We start from the raw sequence: 17,380 nt of genomic DNA on the forward strand, positions 1-17,380 counted from the left end.
CAATGGTTCTTACACCGGCCTTCCAGCGAAAGATTTGATTCTGATACCGCTTTTGGTCCATTTTCACCAAGGCTGGGAAGCGACCACCGACGAAGCATAGCCAACAATGGATTAGTCGTCAGGATTAGTAGGGCCGATGTACTTCGACTTGATTTTGTCTCCATCACGCCATTGCCAGTATCGGTAGCGATTGTCGTTAATTTCCTTGACTGTGACTGATGCCCCGGCTGGGACCCCATCGGGTCTGTCAGCAGATTCCTCACCCGACGACTCGTCTTCGGCTTCGAGTCGTGATTCCCGCTCACGATACTCAGCTAGTGACTCGGCGTACTTTGCGAGGTCTTGAAGCTGGTCCGCTGACAGAGATGTACACTCATCACCGATGCCCGGTGGGAGCGTTGTCGGTGGCATGGGTTCCGCAGGCATGGTGTTAACCAACATTTCGAGCCAGAACTTTCACTCTGTTGGTTAACGGCAATTTTCTGACCCCCAGTGGAGGTGCGGGGGCGTACCCGAGAGTGCGTCCCGGAAACAAACCAATGTCAACGATACAGTCAGACACTCCAGAGCAGTCCAGCCAGCAGAGCACCTGTACATTCGACGACTCGGAATCTCGCGACGACGAGATGCGAGAGCGCCTTGATGCATGGGTGAGAGACCTCTCCGATCTTACGAACGAAGCACAGGCCAGCGAGCAGTTCCAAGAATGGCTTGACGTACAGTCGAAGTTCCATGACTATAGCGCTCGGAATACCCTCCTCATCAAACTCCAGTGTCCCGGGGCAACACGGGTTGCTGGCTACCAGACCTGGAAAGACGAGTTCGACCGGTACGTCCAGAGCGGCGAGAGCGCAATCTGGATTTGGGCTCCGATCATCACGAAGAAGTGTCCTGAATGCGGGAACTCGCCCTCGTATCACCAGAATACGCAGTGTGAGTACGACGAGACAAAGCCCGAGGAGTGGCAGCGGGGGCTGGTCGGATTCCGCCCAACATCGGTGTTCGATGTCTCCCAGACCGAGGGCGAGCCACTTCCCGAACTAGAGACAGCAGCTCACGGCGATTCGGATGGACTTGTCGGAGACCTGCTAGATGCCACCGACGAGATTGGCGTCGACGCACGAATCGTCGCCCCAGAGGAGTGGGAGCATGGGTCTGCACGGGGTGTCTGCCAGCGCCGAAGCGTTGTGACAACGAACCCGATGGTGGAAGCGGTTGACCGGGATAATCGGGCCGCCCTTGCGAGTACACTTATCCACGAGTTTACCCATGCAGAGCTTCACTTCGACGTCGACGATGAGACGGAGCGCTCGAAGCGAGAGGTCGAAGCCGAGGCGGTCGCCTACGTCGTGAGTCGCCATTTCGGGCTGGATCCGGAGAACTCGGCGTTCTACCTTGCAGCGTGGGACGGCGATGCTCCCGAGACGTTGCAGGACCGGCTGAACCGTATTTCATCGACTGCGGCGGATCTGATCGACGCCGTCGAAGGTGACAGCTAAGCGGAACCGTGTGTGTTCGGGATGCCTGAGAAGCGTCTTTTGTGACTCCCCTTGCTGGGCGAGGGAGAATACACGTTCAACAGCAGCGTCAGGTAGCAGTCCTGTCGGACCATTCTTGAGGGTCTGTTGAAATCCTCTTCCTCAGATCGGTAATCGGGTAAAACAGCCGCTCAGTAGGGATGCGAATCGAGCATAATCTATCCAGTCAGAACCACCAACGCCATGAGTCAATCGTCGTCTTCGAGAGACTCCACCGCGTTTTGAATCACTTCCTCATCCGTGTTGCACACTATCTTTCGGTAGTATGTTAATATCTTCGACAGAGCGTTTGAAATCCAGTTATCGCGGGACTCGTGGTTTGCCCAGTTATGCCTACCGCTCGACCTCCGACTAAAGACGAAGGTATGCGCTACCGGGCCGTATCAGAGATGTGCGCGAGGTTTTGTTAGCGCCCAGTCTTCTGGCGACCCGTCTGTCCACGTCCAGTACCGGCCAAGGGTACTGTCACATAAGAACAGCGAGTCATCTCAGCAAGAGGCATACTAATTCGGGGCCAACGGGCGAACACATCGATAGAGGGGTGTCTGGTTATCTTTTCTACTACTGATTCTGTTTCAATAAAATCAAATATGCAAATTCATGGGGTTGATGTTACTCGGAGAATAAACGCCTCGAAAAATTCGATATATATGATTTCAATAGTCCCTAAGCTTCTACGAAGTAATCACACATCGATAAAGGGGTGCAACAAGCGTCTGACGGAGAGAACAGTATTTCATACCACTATTTTGACTTAACTAGAGTGGATTCCAAGAATATGTGCCGTAGTAGCGTCTACCGGGTACACATCGATAAAGGGGTGTCTTCCCAGCTTTAGGGATTATCGTAAAACTGGTTCCTAAGTTTGATCTCGGATCTGGGCTTTCACCACAGACTCAACCGCATCGGTAGATACCATATCGATACGTGAATCTTCACGAAGCGTTTCAAGAATCGTCTCGGGTCGCTCACCAAACTGAAATTCTAAAAACATCCCAGATGTTGGGCCATGGCTCCGCCGCTCAAAGTCAACGAGTGAATACGTCGTCAATTCTTTCATCTTATTCACATACGTTTCTTGATGGTACTGGTCAGCATCGAGCGACTCAGTAAGAAATTGGTAGACACGATACCCGGTTGTGCTTCTGGCAGTTCCATCGTTAGCTTCGGCAGCGACCATTGCTGTCGCGTAGAGACATAGTTTTTTCTGGGTGCTGATACCCCGAACGACCTCGAGGACGCGGTTCTTTTCGACCTTTTCTTGAGCTTCTCGGACGTGTGCCTCTTGAACGCGATCATCCCCTTCGCGTTCGGCAAGTTCACCAGCAACGCGGATGAGGTCGATCGCCTTCCGGGCGTCACCGTGTGTTTGCGCTGCAAAGGCTGCTGTAAGAGGGATGACATCGTCATCAACAACATCATCGTGAAAGGCGTCTTGCCGTCGACGAAGGATTGCTTGTAGCTGGTTTGCGTCGTAGTCGTTGAAGTGAACATCTTCCGGAGTGAACGAACTCAGTGCTCGGCTTCCCACAGACTCCATCATCCTAGTATGAGGGTGTCATAGAACTCTTGTCACACCGTGATGATCGTGCTTCCCGGATTGTCTCCGCGTTCGTAGTTGGTGATAGCGACGACGAGGCGAAGGCACAGAGCAAGAAACACCTGCGATCGTGCGTGGACGCGGCCTCGGGCGTGCGTTCGCCCGAGGCCGCAGTCCTTCACTGATTCGTTGGTTCGTTCGACGCCAGTACGGCGGTTGTACGTCTCGTCTAGGATTGATTGCTTCAGCTGGACGCCCTCACTGTGTTCCTCGATGCGGTCTTCGATCCTGTACTCGATGTCTTTCGGGTCATCAGTGTTTCGCGCGTTGTACGGAGCGACTGGCACGACCCCTGCGGTCAGCAGGTGGTCGTGCCAGTCGAGCGTGTCGTAGGCGCTGTCACCAACCATCCAGATTGGTTGCTCAACGGCGAGCGCGTCACGTGTGACGCGCATCGCCGTCTCTTCCGGTGCTTGTTTGCTCTCGGTGAACTCGGCTGCAATCGGGATCTTTTGCCCGGTCGAGACGATCGTGCAACCGTAGCCGTAGTAGTACTCGTCGTCGGTTGGATCGTAGCACTTCGACGCGTCTGGATCGGTGGGCATCGCCCTCACGTCGGTTGAATCGATACAGTAGGTCAAGTCGAGCAGGCCGCGTCGGGCGGCCTGCTCGACGAGTCGGTCAAAGACCTCGTTGACGACGTGTTCGAGGTCGGTGAGAAAGCGATCGACCGCGTCTCTCGACGGCGGTCGATCGAAGCCACAGCTCAGCCAAACAACCGTGTTCCGAAGCTCCCGCTCAACCGGACGAATGCCGTAAATGTCCTTGTAGTAGCAGTGGAGAAAGCCACGCATCAGCTCTGGTGGTTCGTGGTCTCGTGTTCGCCCCGTCTTTGCCGGGGCGAACACGTCGAACCCTTCGAGAAACTCGAAGGAGAGGTGCTCAAACAACGCTAACGTTTCCGTCTCCACGACATTGAAGAACGACTCTACCGAAGGATCATCTTGCAGGGTCGCTGGACTCATCCACCTCAGCGTTCACCCTGCTCTTTGGTGTGCTACTCGTTCTATGACACCCTCTCCTAGTATCGTTAGATATTGCGATCACCGAAATGTATGCCGTGAGGTCGTCGTTAGCGCCAGCTCGCGAGAGTTGATACAGAAGCCGCGAAAATGCTGGCTCCTGTTTATCTCGACGACCGACGAGCATATCGAGTTCATCAAGCACGAAAGCAACAGAATCGAAATGTTCGTTCACAATCCGATAGAGTTCGTCCCATTTTTCTTTCGTCGCAACGCCATGTTTTGGGACTTCGACATCCACGCCAGCTTGGTCAGCTGCTTGTTTCGCCAGTTCATAGACCGCAACCCCAAGGGTGTCGAGATCTTGGCAGTTGACCTCAATCGTTCCAAAGCTGATATCGCGAGATTCACAGATGCGACTGATGTTGTTACAGACCGCTTTCGTGATAAGTGACTTGCCGGTTCCGGACGGCCCATAGAGGAAAAGATTTGGTGGTCGATTATCCCCGAGTGCGACACGAAGCATCTTAGTGACTTCCTGAAGTTGCTCGTCACGGCCGACGATCCGATCCTCTTCAACGACGTAGTTTGGGTCAAGAAGCGACCGATCACGAATCAGTCCGTCCTGTTCCTCGAATTCAAGTAACATATCCTCGATCGACTGGGAGGAGTCGTCAGAGCTGAAATTAGTTGACGACGATTGTTCGTCGACAGTTGAGGCGTTATTGGAGGTCGGCTCCGGTTCCAGTTCAGCCGTATTGGAAGAAAGGTCTGCTTGTGTCGTGGTCTCGTCCTCCGGTGTTCCCGAATCATCTCGAGAACCATCGGAGTCGTCAGTACCCATATTGGAGAGCATACAGGCAAGTTATAAAAAATGTTCCCCACCCCTATCGAAGTGTGATCTCTCGTCTCAGTACATTATTCAAGCCAATAGCGGATATTCAGTTAGAGGCTTTGATAAGATATCTAACGCCTGACGAAGTGTTCCAGTAACAATAGGGATGAAACACACCCCTCTATCGATGTGTTCATCTCTCCAAGGAAGAAGGGTTTGATCGAGCATCTAACACCTGATGAAGTGGTTCAACAACAATAGGGGAAACACACACACCCCTCTATCGATGTGTTCGATTTATCCGAGGAGGAGGGGTTTGATCGGATAATTCATCACGTGAAGAAGGTACGAGAGACATCATACCGTATGATTTCACGGGAGAGAGGAACCAACAACGCGAATATAGCCTTGAAGAAATCATAGAAATCGTCGGTTGCTTTTCTTTCTTCTAGTTTTCTAGAACAAACATACACACACACCCCTCTATCGATGTGTTCTATGTGCTGTACCTATCTGCAGCTGTGTCCCTTGCTTTACGACAGTTCTAATACTAGTCACATTATTATCTACCCCATTATTTTAGCGGCAGTACGGCCTCTCGGCCCCATTTTTATTCGACTGTTGTTCTAATTCGAATCTTTCCAGCTGTCAATCCCTTCTACTAGAACAGATCGAACACATCGATAGAGGGGTGTGTGTCCATTCCATGAACCTCTCTGTATGGATCGTGAGCCAGTGCAATTTTCTGTTCCTCTGGCGGATGAGAGGATGACCCACTCAGCATCGACACGACCGCAGTCGTTCCAGCATCGCCCGCCAACAGACACAGGAGAGTGTTCCTGTCCGATCACGCCGATGGCGACCCGTTCATCGCGCCGCTTGGGGTTCGATTCGCTGACCACGTCGCCGGCGACACAATCGTCGAGGCCGCACGGATTTGTCTCGGTGTCCGGATGCCAAACCTCGCTTCAGCGGCGTTGGCTTGCTCACAGGAGCGATTCTTAGCAGGCGACGACCGCGACACTCGATTTCTCCTGACGTGGGTTCGCTCGGACTACGACGGGGCAATGGTTCGAGCGCTGAAAGACAAGGGTTGGACCTGTACCGGCTATCGTGAGCCGGGGCAGGCAAGCAACCGCGAGGACAAGCCGATCCGTGAACACTACAAGTGGCGGTTTCTCTGTCCTGTCGAGACTGCTCGCGAGCAATCAACACTTGCACGGTGGTCTCGGTGACCGACATCCAGCCCGAAGCAACGGCTGACCAGTGTCGGTTCTGCGGGGACAGGACAGCCGATATTTTCGGCGAGGCACGTACGTACGTCCGGTGGCCCGACAAGGTCGACCGAGCGGATGGTGTGTTCCAGTTCACGATCTGCAAGCAGTGTGCGCTCCAGCGCCGTTCCAACGTCGAGCAGGCGGCTTCGCTCTTCCACGAGGCAGATCGAGACTACCTCCTAACCTGTAACGTCTGTGGGGCTGTTGGCTGCCAGTCTGCAAGCACTCGTCGTCCAGCAGCGGACACGTACCGGATTGCGAGTATCGTCACTTGGTCGGTGACGATCAACGGCTTCGACGGAGCAACACGCTCTTGCGTTGACTGCAGTCCCATCGTACCGGTTGAGTGTGTCAAGTATCCAGATCGGACGTACAACGACGCAGTGCCCCGTCTCGTTGAACCGCCGTTTGACTCAGTTGCGGAGACAGCGGACGACGCTCCAACTGACAGTGAACAAGTTGAGATCGGTGGCTGGGTCGGCTAGCTGGCTGCGGATTTGTGCCAGATGAGTCTGCTTCCCTGTTGTGTGAGCAATACAGGAAGGAAATATACCGAATGCGGGTGCGTCACTTATCGGATCGCGGGAGCGTCACTCACATCAGTCGCATCGGCTATCCACTGCGGTTGCATCGAGAGGATTTTTCGTGGCAGGTCATTCACGTCAAAGAATCCGACCTCAAGAGCTTCATCTCCTCCGGCTTCGGGTGTTCCTCCTTCAAGAGTACACCGGAAGCAATTCGTGATAAAGTGAACTGCCTTTCCAGAGGGGTATGCAAACACCTGTTGTTTTGGGTGTGAATAGATGCCGGTCAACTGTTCGACAGTGATACGGAGCCCCGTTTCTTCCTCCACTTCCCGTGCGATAGCCTCTCTGACAGGCTCGCACTGTTCGACTGAACCTGTCGGCAGTGCCCATTGCCCCCTATCAGCGCGTTTTACCAATAGCACCTCATCCGAATCGTTCAGTACGACAGCCCCAACGCCGGGATGAATCCCATCCGGCCACGAGTAAGGGGGCGACTCCCATGTATTAAATGGCTCTGTAAACAGCTCTGCAAGCGTTGAAATCGTTGCGTCTGGTTGCTGAAAATCGCGAGCAGATTCAGCAGAGGGTTCGTCTTCGGCTACTAGAATCCCTGTCAGGCCTGCTCGATGGGCACCGAGAACATCCGTCGCTGGATTATCACCGATCACAACGGGTTGGACATCGTCAGCCAACTCATCGAGTGCCATCTCGAACATGAGAGGTTCCGGCTTGCCCACTATCGTCGGAGTCGTGCCCGCTGCTGCTTCTACCGCTTGAACAATGGCACCGGCACCGGGTGAAGGCCCTTCCGGTGTTGGGAACGACCCGTCGGGATTCGTCCCCACAAACGTCGCCCCCCGATGGATGTGTCTGGCTGCTCGTTGAATATCCTGATACGAGGTGTGTCTATCTGCACCGACAACCATCGCTTCGGGATTGTCTTCTGTAATTTCGATACCTGCCTCTTGGAGTTCAGTTTGTAGTTCCTCGCTGCCCACGACAGCAGCGGTGGTTACACCCTGTTGAGAGAGGTAATGTGCAGTCGCCCAGCCCGATGTGATAATCTCGTCTTCCCCTGCGTCAATGCCGAGGTTCCGAAGATTGCTTGCAATAGTCTGCCGCTTCGGACGTGGGTCGTTCGTCAGGAATCGAGCCTCCTTGTTCATCTCGTACAGACGATTCACCGATTCAGCTGCATCGGGAAGCGCCTCATCCCCTAAGTAAACTACGCCGTCGAGGTCGAGCAAAAATACGTCAAACTGATTAACAATCATACAACAGGATTACACAATCAACAACTTATATTCTCTTGTAATAGGCTGAAGAGACTTTTATATACGCAGACAGACTGAGCGGGCATTTCGGGCACCTAAGTAGGTAAATAAACCGAATACATAGCCCCCTCAGCCCTAATTTTGTGTTCCTCTGGCGGGTGAGAGGATGTCTCGAAATATGTCTCGTCGTGGCCCAGAAGACCTGTCTCGGTCAACCACTCCGAAGCTCGTTGAGTCCATCGCGACGACTGTTCGAGCGCAGTCTGACAACGTCGATGTTGAGGCTGCGGTCCTCCGTGCTGTGGCCCGCCGCTCGGACAGCATTGCCCTGCCGGACGTACTCGAACTTCGCTCACTGCTGGACGTCGACGGCGAGCAAGCCGACACTCTAGAGGAACGAGTCCGGACCATCATCAACGCTATCGACGCCGAACTGGCTGGCTGGGACCGACGTGAGGTCACTGCATGACGCCAGCTTGTGCGGCGACGTTGGGCGATTTCGGCGCTGGTGGTCGCCGGTCGGATGCACTGATCGACACGGAGGCCGCAGCACAGGAGGCCGTCGCCGGCGAGTGGGAATTTCTCGCCGTCGGAAACGACACAATCGGCTGGCACATTCCCGACACCGGAGCCACAGTCCTGCTCAAAGGCGGCGACGATGGTTGGAGGCTCGAACGCGCAACCAAACTGGTTGGGACCCGAAGCTCACTCGATGCCGGGCTGGAACTCGCCCACTCCTACATGGCGGATCGACCGGAGGGGGCATCCACATGGCGATGATCGAACGCGACAACTGGCATCGCGAGGAACGCCAACGGGTTCTGGCCGCGCTGGCACGGGCCCGGTTCTGGCAGTCGGTTACGCCGCACAAGGTTGGGTTCTGGGAAGCCGTCGATGAGACCCTGTTAGCTGATTATCCGCACTGTCGGTACAGGCGCAAGACAACACTCGCTGACTTCCGGGAGGGAGATGCATGAGCGACGCCGACCCGATTCTCGACAAACTCCCGCCGGAGCGGCTGCTGGACGCCGATGATCTCCAGCCAATCGTCGCTGGCATCAACTGTATGCACTCAATCGAGACGATCCAGCAGTATCTCGCCCACGAGAATCAGCACGCGAACCGGACGCCAGTCCAGTCTCGCCTTCGAGAGCGGGCACGCGAGATCCGTCGCGACGAATCGGATGCTGGGGAGCGAGCCGCCACGTAATTTCTGTGCCCCAACTGGGTGAGGGGCGTCCGACAGCGGGCGCTCTACCTACCGATCATGACTAAGAGCAAGACAGACGAAACGGCCGCACAGCAGTGCGACGACCTCGATATCGAACCCGACGCGGTAGATATCGGTGACGGACTGAAAACAGCCGAAGACGCGCCCGAAGTTGTCGTCGGTGGTGTTGACGCGGAAAACAAACGCGTGAAGGTGTACTCTTCGTCCGGCGAACTCCGAATCAATCGCTGGGTCAGCATGGACCTGTTCAGCGTCCACTCTCCAAACGAGGACATCCAGACTGACGCCGACCGCGAAGAGTGGCTGAACGAGACGCTGCCGAAGAAGGCCACGCATATCGACGGAAACGTGTACCCACTCAGGTATGCCATCGACGAGAACGGGAATGTGGTCACAAAATAACCAAGGAGCCGTACCAGCCCTTCTCTGGCTTTATCTCACACTCACGGTTCCCGAGCGCAAGCGCTCGGGGGACACGCTCCACCTTGGACCGGCAGGCCGGTCCGGCGGTCCCGCTTCTGGAGGCAGGTGGACTCATCGCGATGAATCAGATGGCTGTGAACGAGCCGCCGTGTGATTTCTGTGCCCCAGTCGGGTGAGGGGCGTCCCGCTGCGGGCGCTCTGCTACCGATTATGTGTGAGAACAAGACAGTCGAGACAACTGCACAGCAGTACGACAACTACCCCGATCCCGACGCCATCATTCACTTTGGCGATGTTTCGGAGGAACTGGTCAAGTTGGTCGAGGAAACGCTGGAGACGTCCGAGTTCCTGTCGGCTTCTCGCGACGACCTGCCCGAAACAACACTACTCGTCGAGGAAGTCGAAAATGAGTGACGACCAGCTGTTCATTGTGGTTGAGGGTGTCGGGCCAGCAGATTTTCCCGAGAACGAGGCGAGTTCCAACAAGCAAGATGAGGCCGTTGCTCTCGCGAACGATATCCACGATCTGATTCGTGAGGAGTACGGCAACGAAGAGATCGAGGGCGTCATCCCAGTGGTCAACCCCGACGCCCACGAGCAGATGCAGGCAACGGAATTCTAACCGAGCGGCGAGAAGGCAATTTCTTTAGCCGTGGTGCTGGCTGCAATGCCTGCTCGAATTTACGGGGTCACAGTGCGGGCTGATTGGGCCACACAACTTTCATACGAGTTGATGAGGGTATTCCGATATGGAGTCCGTTGCGTATCGAGACCAAATCTACGAGATATTTGCCGATCCGAACACCGAATTTGAGACTCAAATCAAGCAGGCACTCACTACGGGTACTGAATATCTCGACCTCTCTGTGGGATTTTTCACGCGTATTATTGACGGTACGCAGAAAATCCTTTACGCGACTGGAGATCACCCGTTGATCCAGCCCGGCGAGAGCTGTCCGCTCGACGAAGCGTACTGTCGTCGAACCATCGAAATTGATAGCCAACTCGCCATCGAAGACACTCATGCGTCCCCGGAAATCTCCGACACCGCTATTGAGACGTTTGATTTAGGCGCGTACATCGGCGCAAAAGTCATCGTCGATGGTGAGGTGTATGGGACGGCGTGCTTTGCCGATACGGAGCCACGCGACGATTCCTTCGATGACGCAGAACGGTTCTTCGTCGAACTGGTCGCGCGACTCGGTGGGCAAGCCATCGAAAGACGACGATACGAACAAGAACTCACAGAGCGCCAAGAACGGTTGAACGAACAGCGAGAGATATACCGAACCGTCATCGACGCCAGTTTCGACTCCGTCTTTCGCCTCAATACCGACGGAGTATTCACGTATGCGTCTGAAGGCGTCCGGGACCTGTTGGGCTATTCGCCGGCCGAACTGATCGGTCAACCGATAACGATCACCCATCCGGACGCACAGACCAGCGAGTGGGCGTTGCAAAATCGCTCACAGATACTGAGCGGGGAGCTGGCCGAAGCCAAAGATATGCCACTAAAAACGAAATCGGGTGACATCGTCTACACGGATATTCGTGGTGTCCCAGTATACGACGGGAGCGTTCCTGAGCCGGAACGCTCAGAGGACGACATCGTCGGGATACAGATACTGATTCGTGATGCAACGGAACGTCGCCAGCGGGAAGGACTCATCAGCGTGATCAACCGAGTTCTCCGGCACAACGTACGAAACGAGATGTCTGTGATCCGAGGTTGGGCCGATATGCTTGCCGAAGACATGGATGGAGAGCAGGCTACCAAAGCGACGGTTATCAGGGCAGCTGCGACGCGGTTGCTTGACCTGACCGAATCCGCACAGCAAATAGAAGAAAACCGCGATATTTCGCCCGAGTTGGAACCGACGGACATCATGCCGCTGGTTGATCGTATCGTCACTGAGTGTGAAACACGGTACTCGGATGCCTCAATAACTGTTGACGCGCCGGACAAAGCGATTGCGGAGACGCTTCCACGCGTCGAAGTGGCGCTATTCGAACTTGTGGACAACGCCGCGAAGCATGGGGGGAGTCCCGGATCTATCGAAATTGATGTAGATGTATCCGATCTGCAGGTAATCTGTCGAATACGCGATGACGGACCCGGACTTCCGAATACAGAACGGGGTGTATTAGAGAAAGGCGAAGAGACACCACTCGTCCACGGACAGGGGCTTGGACTGTGGCTGTGTTATTGGATCATCACGACGTTAGAGGGGAAGATCGAAGTCACAGAATTCGATCGAGGGACAACAATCGAGGTTCATCTGCCGACACCATCACGGGAGTAGAGTGAACAAGAACAGCTTGAACGGGGTTTTAAGATTGCTATTGAACAATTTATATACCATTCTATAGAGTCGGGTGAATGCTGCGGTGGATGAGTCCAACTGACCCGCTCATACCGTCGTTTGAATCGGTGATCTTCTGTCGACCTTCATGTATTCTTCGACGATCTCGGTAACATAGGGTAGGATATGAACCATCATAGCACCGAATAGATTGATGGGATGCTGATTTCATTCTCTATATCCAGCGGTCTGTTCTTTCTACATCTCGGATATATCAATGACTGATTCGGTAACTGGTTCACCTCTACTGACCGAATCACGGCTTATTAGACAAGTAATCTCTTTTTATTTCAACAGCAGACACTACTATCCTGAGTAATATTATACTCTATTACATAGTGAGGCGTATGCCCATCGACATCGAGCGCTTCGAGCATGGTTCCAGCGAGGACCTCCGCTCGGGTGGCCGGACGAACGCCGAGGACATCCTCTCGTTTCTGGCGACTCACCAAGAGCAAGCTTACACGCCCAAGGGAATTCACGAGGCGACGGATGTCGCTCGTGGGAGCGTCGGCGTCGTTCTGTCACGCTTGGAAGACCGGGACTTCGTGCGGCATCGCGGTGAGTACTGGGCCATCGGCGACGCTGAGGACATCGAGAAGACTCTCAGTGCGATGGCCACAGCCCGTGCAGCGACTGACCGCCTCGGTTCCGAAGACCCCGACGAGTGGGGCCCGGCAGTGAGGAAGTTGGGGAGCAGGAGTGATGCCCTACGAACAGGGTGATATGTGTTGGGGCCCTGCGCCACATAAATCTGGACCGTCGTACCGACCGTGGGTTATCGTCAGTGACAGTTCTCATCCGTTCGTACACACGGAATGTATCGCACTCGCGATGACAACCCAGCAACACTCGGTGCAATCACTGTTCCAAATGATGCCTGGCTCGATGGTGGCTCGGATGCGGATGCGTACATCTCGCCGTGGTATACGATGACGATCAAGCATCGCGACTTTGACCGGCAGCAGGGAACCCTTGCACCGTCACTCGTCGCCGAAGCCGTGACCGAACTCTATCGATACACACCGGCACCCAACACCTGACGCGTATCGTTGCCTGAGGGCCTGTATTCGAACCAACGGCAACAGCTGGTCGGTAGCCGTGTTTCCTTCTGACGCTGTGAAAATATGGCTGGGTACAGAATCCAGAAGAAGCGACTCTGTGTGGAACACTCACATGGTTTATACGTGCGCGGGTATTCTGGAATCAAGGAGAGAGGGGGAGATTGAGACACAAAATACGCGAAATACTTGGGTGCCGGCGTGGTCGGCAAGTCCTCCTGCTGTCGGACGATAGACGACACTCACAGCGGCAACGACATGACGCAGGTCACCGCCGCGTCTATCTCATCACAGTGGCTGTGGTTATCCAAGGCAAGCAGTGATCGATATCTCTGGTCTATCGGAACAACAAGAAACGGGCGACAAGACTCAGACGACCTATTCAGCCGCGAACTCGACATTGGTGATTTCGAATCGGGCTCCGCCATCGGAGCTCTCGGTTGCGCGAATATCCCAGCCGTGGGCCTGAACGATTTGTTTAACGATGCTCAGTCCGAACCCAGTCCCGTCCTCGGCGGTCGAGTACGCTGCCTCGAACACGTCGTTCCGATCGTCTTCAGGGATGCCTGGCCCGTCGTCTTCCACGTAGAATCCGTCCTCCAACTCGCCAATGGTGATCGTCACGTCCTTGCCACCGTGTTTGATCGCGTTACGCAGAAGGTTTTCTAGGAGTTGCTGGAGACGACTCCGGCCGGCCTGAATTCGCCGGGTCATCTCGATCGTGAGTGTCGCCTCGGCGGTAGCCACATTCAGCCAGCAGTTCTTCGTGAGGGGCACCAAATCAACTGGTTCAAACTCATTGACTGCGTCGCCTTCGCGAGCAAACGTCAGGAGATTTTCGATCAGCTCGGTCATCCGATTCTGAGCCCGCATCACGGCGTCAAGATGCTCACTATCGCACTCCTCGCGGGCCAACTTTAGTCGGCCCTGGGCGACGTCCAACGGACTCCGAAGATCGTGGGAGACAATCGACGCGAACTGCTCCAGTTGTTCATTTTGCGCTTGGAGCCGGTCGTTCACCTGTTGTCGCTGTAGTTCGTGGCTCACCCAGCTACTCATCAGATCGACCAGCGTTTCCTCCCACTCGGAAAACTGGTCGGCTCGTGGTTCTGTGTCGTAAAAACAGAACGTCCGGCCGTGGTGAATCAGCAGACGTAGCTTGATTTCACGGTTTCAGAGACTGCTTGATGTTGTGAACGACACACATCAAGACGAGTTCACGAAATTCGCCGTACCAAGTTCGCGCACGCACGGTGTCGCCGAGCGTGCGCTTAATCGTGGAGAAAACGGTCTCACACATCGCTCGTTGGCGGTATTGAGGTCCATCGATCCGCGCGTTATGCGCGTGATCGATGGGCTGGAACTCACGATGTTTGATCAACGGTCTTACGCCCTCTTCGCGGAGTTTTTCGCGTAAATCCATCCAGTCATAGCCTTTGTCCGCAGCGAGGCTGGCGAGGTCGCCCGCGTTGCGTCGGGCGACCTGCCAGCCGAGCTGTGTGTCGTGGCGTTTCTCAGTCGTACAGTGAACGTCTAGAATCGCTTGGCTTTCTGTGTCGACGAGAGCTGTCGCTTTGAGCGTCTGAACCCGGTAATTCGTCCGCCGACAGTAGTGTTTGCTAGCGTTTTCGCGGTCGAAAAACGTCGCATCGATAGCGGCGTGATCGCTTGGCTCGTGCAGCTGCGCCGACAGGCGCAGCAGCACTCGCCAGAGTTCGGTTTTGATTCTGTCAAACCACTTGACTAGCGTGGAGTGATCGGGGAGATCGGCCGCGTCAAGGCCGATCTTCCCAAGTATTTGTGGCATCTCGCTCAGCAAATCAAGTGCTTCTCGGTAGGACTTTCCTAGGTAAACCCGCAGACAGTGCAGCGACACCACCGCATACTCGGCGAAGCCGCCACCCCCTTCGGGGGCGGCGACTTCGCCTCGCTCACCAACAGCATTTTTAGCTAACTGAACGACATTGCTCGTGAAGCGGGAAATTTTCGACATGAACCATCGGCGGTTTCCCGCTTCATTCCACTAGTTCTAACGGTCGAAGTCGACGCTTTCCAGCGATTCACCAGAGCCGGTATTTTTGATTGTGGGCGGCTTTAGTCTATTACTCCGAGAAAGCTATCAGTTAATCCTTAAATAACGCTTTCAAACAAAAGATCGTCAATACTGTCGAATAGTATTATAGTGTCGAAGAGGGTGTCATAGAACGAGTAGCACACCAAAGAGCAGGGTGAACGCTGAGGTGGATGAGTCCAGCGACCCTGCAAGATGATCCTTCGGTAGAGTCGTTCTTCAATGTCGTGGAGACGGAAACGTTAGCGTTGTTTGAGCACCTCTCCTTCGAGTTTCTCGAAGGGTTCGACGTGTTCGCCCCGGCAAAGACGGGGCGAACACGAGACCACGAACCACCAGAGCTGATGCGTGGCTTTCTCCACTGCTACTACAAGGACATTTACGGCATTCGTCCGGTTGAGCGGGAGCTTCGGAACACGGTTGTTTGGCTGAGCTGTGGCTTCGATCGACCGCCGTCGAGAGACGCGGTCGATCGCTTTCTCACCGACCTCGAACACGTCGTCAACGAGGTCTTTGACCGACTCGTCGAGCAGGCCGCCCGACGCGGCCTGCTCGACTTGACCTACTGTATCGATTCAACCGACGTGAGGGCGATGCCCACCGATCCAGACGCGTCGAAGTGCTACGATCCAACCGACGACGAGTACTACTACGGCTACGGTTGCACGATCGTCTCGACCGGGCAAAAGATCCCGATTGCAGCCGAGTTCACCGAGAGCAAACAAGCACCGGAAGAGACGGCGATGCGCGTCACACGTGACGCGCTCGCCGTTGAGCAACCAATCTGGATGGTTGGTGACAGCGCCTACGACACGCTCGACTGGCACGACCACCTGCTGACCGCAGGGGTCGTGCCAGTCGCTCCGTACAACGCGCGAAACACTGATGACCCGAAAGACATCGAGTACAGGATCGAAGACCGCATCGAGGAACACAGTGAGGGCGTCCAGCTGAAGCAATCAATCCTAGACGAGACGTACAACCGCCGTACTGGCGTCGAACGAACCAACGAATCAGTGAAGGACTGCGGCCTCGGGCGAACGCACGCCCGAGGCCGCGTCCACGCACGATCGCAGGTGTTTCTTGCTCTGTGCCTTCGCCTCGTCGTCGCTATCACCAACTACGAACGCGGAGACAATCCGGGAAGCACGATCATCACGGTGTGACAAGAGTTCTATGACACCCTCGTGTCGAAGTGAACGGACGTGTTTAGTTAAGCGTGAAAAGTGGGTGGGAGCATTCGTCTTTAGTTAGGCCTCACTCCTCGGTTGCGTAGCGGTAGCGAGCGTCTCTTGGAGAATCGGTCGTTGCTGATGGATTTTTTGTGCGTCCTCGAGTAGCCGTTCTAACAACGGTGGCGGCGAGTAGCCGAGGTACTCGCCAAGTTCGTGGAGGATGAGCTGGGCGTGCGACCGGAAGGTCGCCGCCCAGCGTTCCGGCGGAAACACGATTTCGTCGTCGGCTTGCTCGGTGACCAGATCCAACAGATCACGGCTCACCAGCAGCGACAGCAACGCTGCGTACACCAGAATCTCCACGATGTACGTCTTGCTCGTATCGAACTCATCCAGATTGTACTGCGTCTTCAGCTCACGAAACAGCAGTTCTACTTCCCACCGACATCGATAAATCGTCGCTAGATCTGCCGGCAGAAACTCCTCTCTCGGCAGATTCGTTATGTAGAGATGGTAGTCGTCGGCGTCCTCGTCACGGACGCCGACGACACGGAACGTCTTGCTATCGTACGATTGCGTGCCTGCGTACTCTCGTCGATGAAACGTCGCTTCTACCTCAACATCAATGTACTCTCGGTGGAGATCGTCCACGACATCTTGGATCTGTTCACCTTCCAAGGGAATGGCGTCGCCACGCCATTCCCGCAATTCCGCCGTTATTTCCGGGTTTGCGTTCGGTTTCAGCCGGCTCACGAAGTAGCCGTCATTCTCATCAATCAGCGCAAAGCGGCGGTACTTGAAGTCTGCTTGATCGAACAGCACCAACCGATCTTCCAGCCACGATCCCGTGGAAAACTCGGTGCTGCCGTGTGTTTTCTCGTCAGTGACGCTGAACCGATCAATCGTCTGGTCGGTGACGTTGTGGACCAGGTCGAGTCGCGCTCCACCCTGCTCCCCTCGCCGAGGTTCGAACTCATCTGGGAGAAGCCGATGCAACCGCAACACGGTTCCATCGGCGATCATCACGTAGTCACCTTCGGAGT

At 55.0% G+C, this 17,380-nt stretch carries 18 protein-coding genes and 4 pseudogenes; 14 read left to right on the forward strand and 8 right to left on the reverse strand.

Annotated features, from left to right (window positions below; translation table 11 throughout):
- Positions 1-111: 111 nt before the first annotated feature.
- Positions 112-426, reverse strand: a complete 315-nt coding sequence (locus tag Har1129_RS05570; RefSeq protein WP_151099767.1) for a hypothetical protein — start codon at positions 424-426, stop codon at positions 112-114.
- A 113-nt stretch (positions 427-539) separates the two neighbouring features.
- Here Har1129_RS05570 and Har1129_RS05575 point away from each other — a divergent pair, with 113 nt between their 5' ends.
- On the forward strand, positions 540-1,499 hold the full coding sequence (locus Har1129_RS05575; RefSeq protein WP_151099768.1) for a DUF955 domain-containing protein: 960 nt from the start codon (positions 540-542) through the stop codon (positions 1,497-1,499).
- Positions 1,500-2,397: 898 nt separating this feature from the next.
- Here Har1129_RS05575 and Har1129_RS05580 read toward each other — a convergent pair.
- From Har1129_RS05580 to Har1129_RS05590, 3 genes and pseudogenes are all read right to left on the reverse strand, one after another.
- Positions 2,398-3,087 (reverse strand): annotated as a pseudogene (locus Har1129_RS05580) (cell division control protein Cdc6); the annotation flags it as partial.
- Positions 3,088-3,110: 23 nt separating this feature from the next.
- Complete coding sequence (locus Har1129_RS05585) at positions 3,111-4,103, reverse strand: transposase (protein ID WP_151098964.1); 993 nt, start codon at positions 4,101-4,103, stop codon at positions 3,111-3,113.
- A gap of 55 nt (positions 4,104-4,158) precedes the next feature.
- A pseudogene (locus Har1129_RS05590) lies at positions 4,159-4,944 on the reverse strand (AAA family ATPase); the annotation flags it as partial.
- Positions 4,945-5,703: 759 nt separating this feature from the next.
- Here Har1129_RS05590 and Har1129_RS05595 point away from each other — a divergent pair.
- Positions 5,704-6,170 (forward strand): annotated as a pseudogene (locus Har1129_RS05595) (hypothetical protein).
- Complete coding sequence (locus Har1129_RS05600) at positions 6,158-6,697, forward strand: hypothetical protein (protein WP_151099769.1); 540 nt, start codon at positions 6,158-6,160, stop codon at positions 6,695-6,697. The pseudogene Har1129_RS05595 and the gene Har1129_RS05600 overlap by 13 nt, the downstream one beginning before the upstream one ends.
- A gap of 86 nt (positions 6,698-6,783) precedes the next feature.
- On the opposite strand, the gene Har1129_RS05605 is transcribed toward Har1129_RS05600, so the two are convergent.
- Positions 6,784-8,013 (reverse strand): HAD-IIA family hydrolase, encoded by a 1,230-nt coding sequence (locus Har1129_RS05605; protein WP_151099770.1) that lies wholly within the window; start codon positions 8,011-8,013, stop codon positions 6,784-6,786.
- A 178-nt stretch (positions 8,014-8,191) separates the two neighbouring features.
- On the opposite strand from Har1129_RS05605, the gene Har1129_RS05610 reads away from it, so the two are divergent.
- The 10 genes from Har1129_RS05610 (at position 8,192) to Har1129_RS05655 (ending at position 13,073) form a co-directional block, all read left to right on the forward strand.
- Complete coding sequence (locus Har1129_RS05610) at positions 8,192-8,482, forward strand: hypothetical protein (protein WP_151099771.1); 291 nt, start codon at positions 8,192-8,194, stop codon at positions 8,480-8,482.
- Complete coding sequence (locus Har1129_RS05615; protein WP_151099772.1) at positions 8,479-8,793, forward strand: hypothetical protein; 315 nt, start codon at positions 8,479-8,481, stop codon at positions 8,791-8,793. The genes Har1129_RS05610 and Har1129_RS05615 overlap by 4 nt, the downstream gene beginning before the upstream one ends.
- Positions 8,784-8,990: a hypothetical protein gene (locus Har1129_RS05620; RefSeq protein WP_151099773.1), complete on the forward strand. Its 207-nt coding sequence runs from the start codon at positions 8,784-8,786 to the stop codon at positions 8,988-8,990. The genes Har1129_RS05615 and Har1129_RS05620 overlap by 10 nt, the downstream gene beginning before the upstream one ends.
- The gene (locus Har1129_RS05625; protein WP_151099774.1) at positions 8,987-9,223 is read left to right on the forward strand and encodes a hypothetical protein; all 237 of its coding nucleotides are present in this window, start codon (positions 8,987-8,989) and stop codon (positions 9,221-9,223) included. The genes Har1129_RS05620 and Har1129_RS05625 overlap by 4 nt, the downstream gene beginning before the upstream one ends.
- A 57-nt stretch (positions 9,224-9,280) precedes the next feature.
- Positions 9,281-9,646 carry a hypothetical protein gene (locus Har1129_RS05630; RefSeq protein ID WP_151099775.1) on the forward strand — a complete coding sequence of 122 codons (366 nt, stop codon included), beginning with the start codon at positions 9,281-9,283 and terminating at the stop codon, positions 9,644-9,646.
- Between the two features lie 231 nt (positions 9,647-9,877).
- A complete protein-coding gene (locus Har1129_RS05635) occupies positions 9,878-10,081 on the forward strand; it encodes a hypothetical protein (protein WP_151099776.1) in 204 nt (67 codons plus the stop codon).
- On the forward strand, positions 10,074-10,289 hold the full coding sequence (locus tag Har1129_RS05640) for a hypothetical protein (protein WP_151099777.1): 216 nt from the start codon (positions 10,074-10,076) through the stop codon (positions 10,287-10,289). The genes Har1129_RS05635 and Har1129_RS05640 overlap by 8 nt, the downstream gene beginning before the upstream one ends.
- A gap of 127 nt (positions 10,290-10,416) precedes the next feature.
- Positions 10,417-11,970 (forward strand): ATP-binding protein, encoded by a 1,554-nt coding sequence (locus tag Har1129_RS05645; protein WP_151099778.1) that lies wholly within the window; start codon positions 10,417-10,419, stop codon positions 11,968-11,970.
- Positions 11,971-12,377: 407 nt separating this feature from the next.
- Positions 12,378-12,755 carry a TrmB family transcriptional regulator gene (locus Har1129_RS05650; RefSeq protein ID WP_151099779.1) on the forward strand — a complete coding sequence of 126 codons (378 nt, stop codon included), beginning with the start codon at positions 12,378-12,380 and terminating at the stop codon, positions 12,753-12,755.
- Between the two features lie 93 nt (positions 12,756-12,848).
- Positions 12,849-13,073: an ArsR family transcriptional regulator gene (locus Har1129_RS05655; RefSeq protein ID WP_225307768.1), complete on the forward strand. Its 225-nt coding sequence runs from the start codon at positions 12,849-12,851 to the stop codon at positions 13,071-13,073.
- A 396-nt stretch (positions 13,074-13,469) separates the two neighbouring features.
- Here the strand turns inward: Har1129_RS05655 and Har1129_RS05660 are convergent, their stop codons facing one another.
- Positions 13,470-14,150, reverse strand: a complete 681-nt coding sequence (locus tag Har1129_RS05660) for a HAMP domain-containing sensor histidine kinase (RefSeq protein WP_151099780.1) — start codon at positions 14,148-14,150, stop codon at positions 13,470-13,472.
- Positions 14,151-14,256: 106 nt separating this feature from the next.
- Positions 14,257-15,084, reverse strand: coding sequence for an IS5 family transposase (locus Har1129_RS05665; protein ID WP_151098983.1), 828 nt, complete (start codon positions 15,082-15,084; stop codon positions 14,257-14,259).
- A gap of 251 nt (positions 15,085-15,335) precedes the next feature.
- Between Har1129_RS05665 and Har1129_RS05670 the strand changes: the two genes are divergently transcribed.
- Positions 15,336-16,328 (forward strand): transposase, encoded by a 993-nt coding sequence (locus Har1129_RS05670; protein WP_151098964.1) that lies wholly within the window; start codon positions 15,336-15,338, stop codon positions 16,326-16,328.
- Between the two features lie 84 nt (positions 16,329-16,412).
- On the opposite strand, the pseudogene Har1129_RS05675 reads toward Har1129_RS05670, so the two are convergent.
- Positions 16,413-17,363, reverse strand: a pseudogene (locus tag Har1129_RS05675) (IS4 family transposase); the annotation flags it as partial.
- Positions 17,364-17,380: the final 17 nt, after the last annotated feature.

Origin of the sequence: Haloarcula sp. CBA1129 (genome assembly GCF_008729015.1) — an archaeon.
GTDB lineage: Archaea > Halobacteriota > Halobacteria > Halobacteriales > Haloarculaceae > Haloarcula.

Coding starts and splice junctions, on each gene's coding strand:
- Har1129_RS05655 (WP_225307768.1), top strand. CDS start 12,849: ATGTATCGCACTCGCGATGACAACCCAGCAACACTCGGTGCAATCACT.
- Har1129_RS05640 (WP_151099777.1), top strand. CDS start 10,074: ATGAGTGACGACCAGCTGTTCATTGTGGTTGAGGGTGTCGGGCCAGCA.
- Har1129_RS05605 (WP_151099770.1), bottom strand. CDS start 8,013: ATGATTGTTAATCAGTTTGACGTATTTTTGCTCGACCTCGACGGCGTA.
- Har1129_RS05665 (WP_151098983.1), bottom strand. CDS start 15,084: ATGTCGAAAATTTCCCGCTTCACGAGCAATGTCGTTCAGTTAGCTAAA.
- Har1129_RS05645 (WP_151099778.1), top strand. CDS start 10,417: ATGGAGTCCGTTGCGTATCGAGACCAAATCTACGAGATATTTGCCGAT.
- Har1129_RS05620 (WP_151099773.1), top strand. CDS start 8,784: ATGGCGATGATCGAACGCGACAACTGGCATCGCGAGGAACGCCAACGG.
- Har1129_RS05650 (WP_151099779.1), top strand. CDS start 12,378: ATGCCCATCGACATCGAGCGCTTCGAGCATGGTTCCAGCGAGGACCTC.
- Har1129_RS05625 (WP_151099774.1), top strand. CDS start 8,987: ATGAGCGACGCCGACCCGATTCTCGACAAACTCCCGCCGGAGCGGCTG.
- Har1129_RS05570 (WP_151099767.1), bottom strand. CDS start 426: ATGCCTGCGGAACCCATGCCACCGACAACGCTCCCACCGGGCATCGGT.
- Har1129_RS05610 (WP_151099771.1), top strand. CDS start 8,192: ATGTCTCGTCGTGGCCCAGAAGACCTGTCTCGGTCAACCACTCCGAAG.
- Har1129_RS05660 (WP_151099780.1), bottom strand. CDS start 14,150: ATGAGTAGCTGGGTGAGCCACGAACTACAGCGACAACAGGTGAACGAC.
- Har1129_RS05630 (WP_151099775.1), top strand. CDS start 9,281: ATGACTAAGAGCAAGACAGACGAAACGGCCGCACAGCAGTGCGACGAC.
- Har1129_RS05670 (WP_151098964.1), top strand. CDS start 15,336: ATGAGTCCAGCGACCCTGCAAGATGATCCTTCGGTAGAGTCGTTCTTC.
- Har1129_RS05635 (WP_151099776.1), top strand. CDS start 9,878: ATGTGTGAGAACAAGACAGTCGAGACAACTGCACAGCAGTACGACAAC.
- Har1129_RS05585 (WP_151098964.1), bottom strand. CDS start 4,103: ATGAGTCCAGCGACCCTGCAAGATGATCCTTCGGTAGAGTCGTTCTTC.
- Har1129_RS05575 (WP_151099768.1), top strand. CDS start 540: ATGTCAACGATACAGTCAGACACTCCAGAGCAGTCCAGCCAGCAGAGC.
- Har1129_RS05615 (WP_151099772.1), top strand. CDS start 8,479: ATGACGCCAGCTTGTGCGGCGACGTTGGGCGATTTCGGCGCTGGTGGT.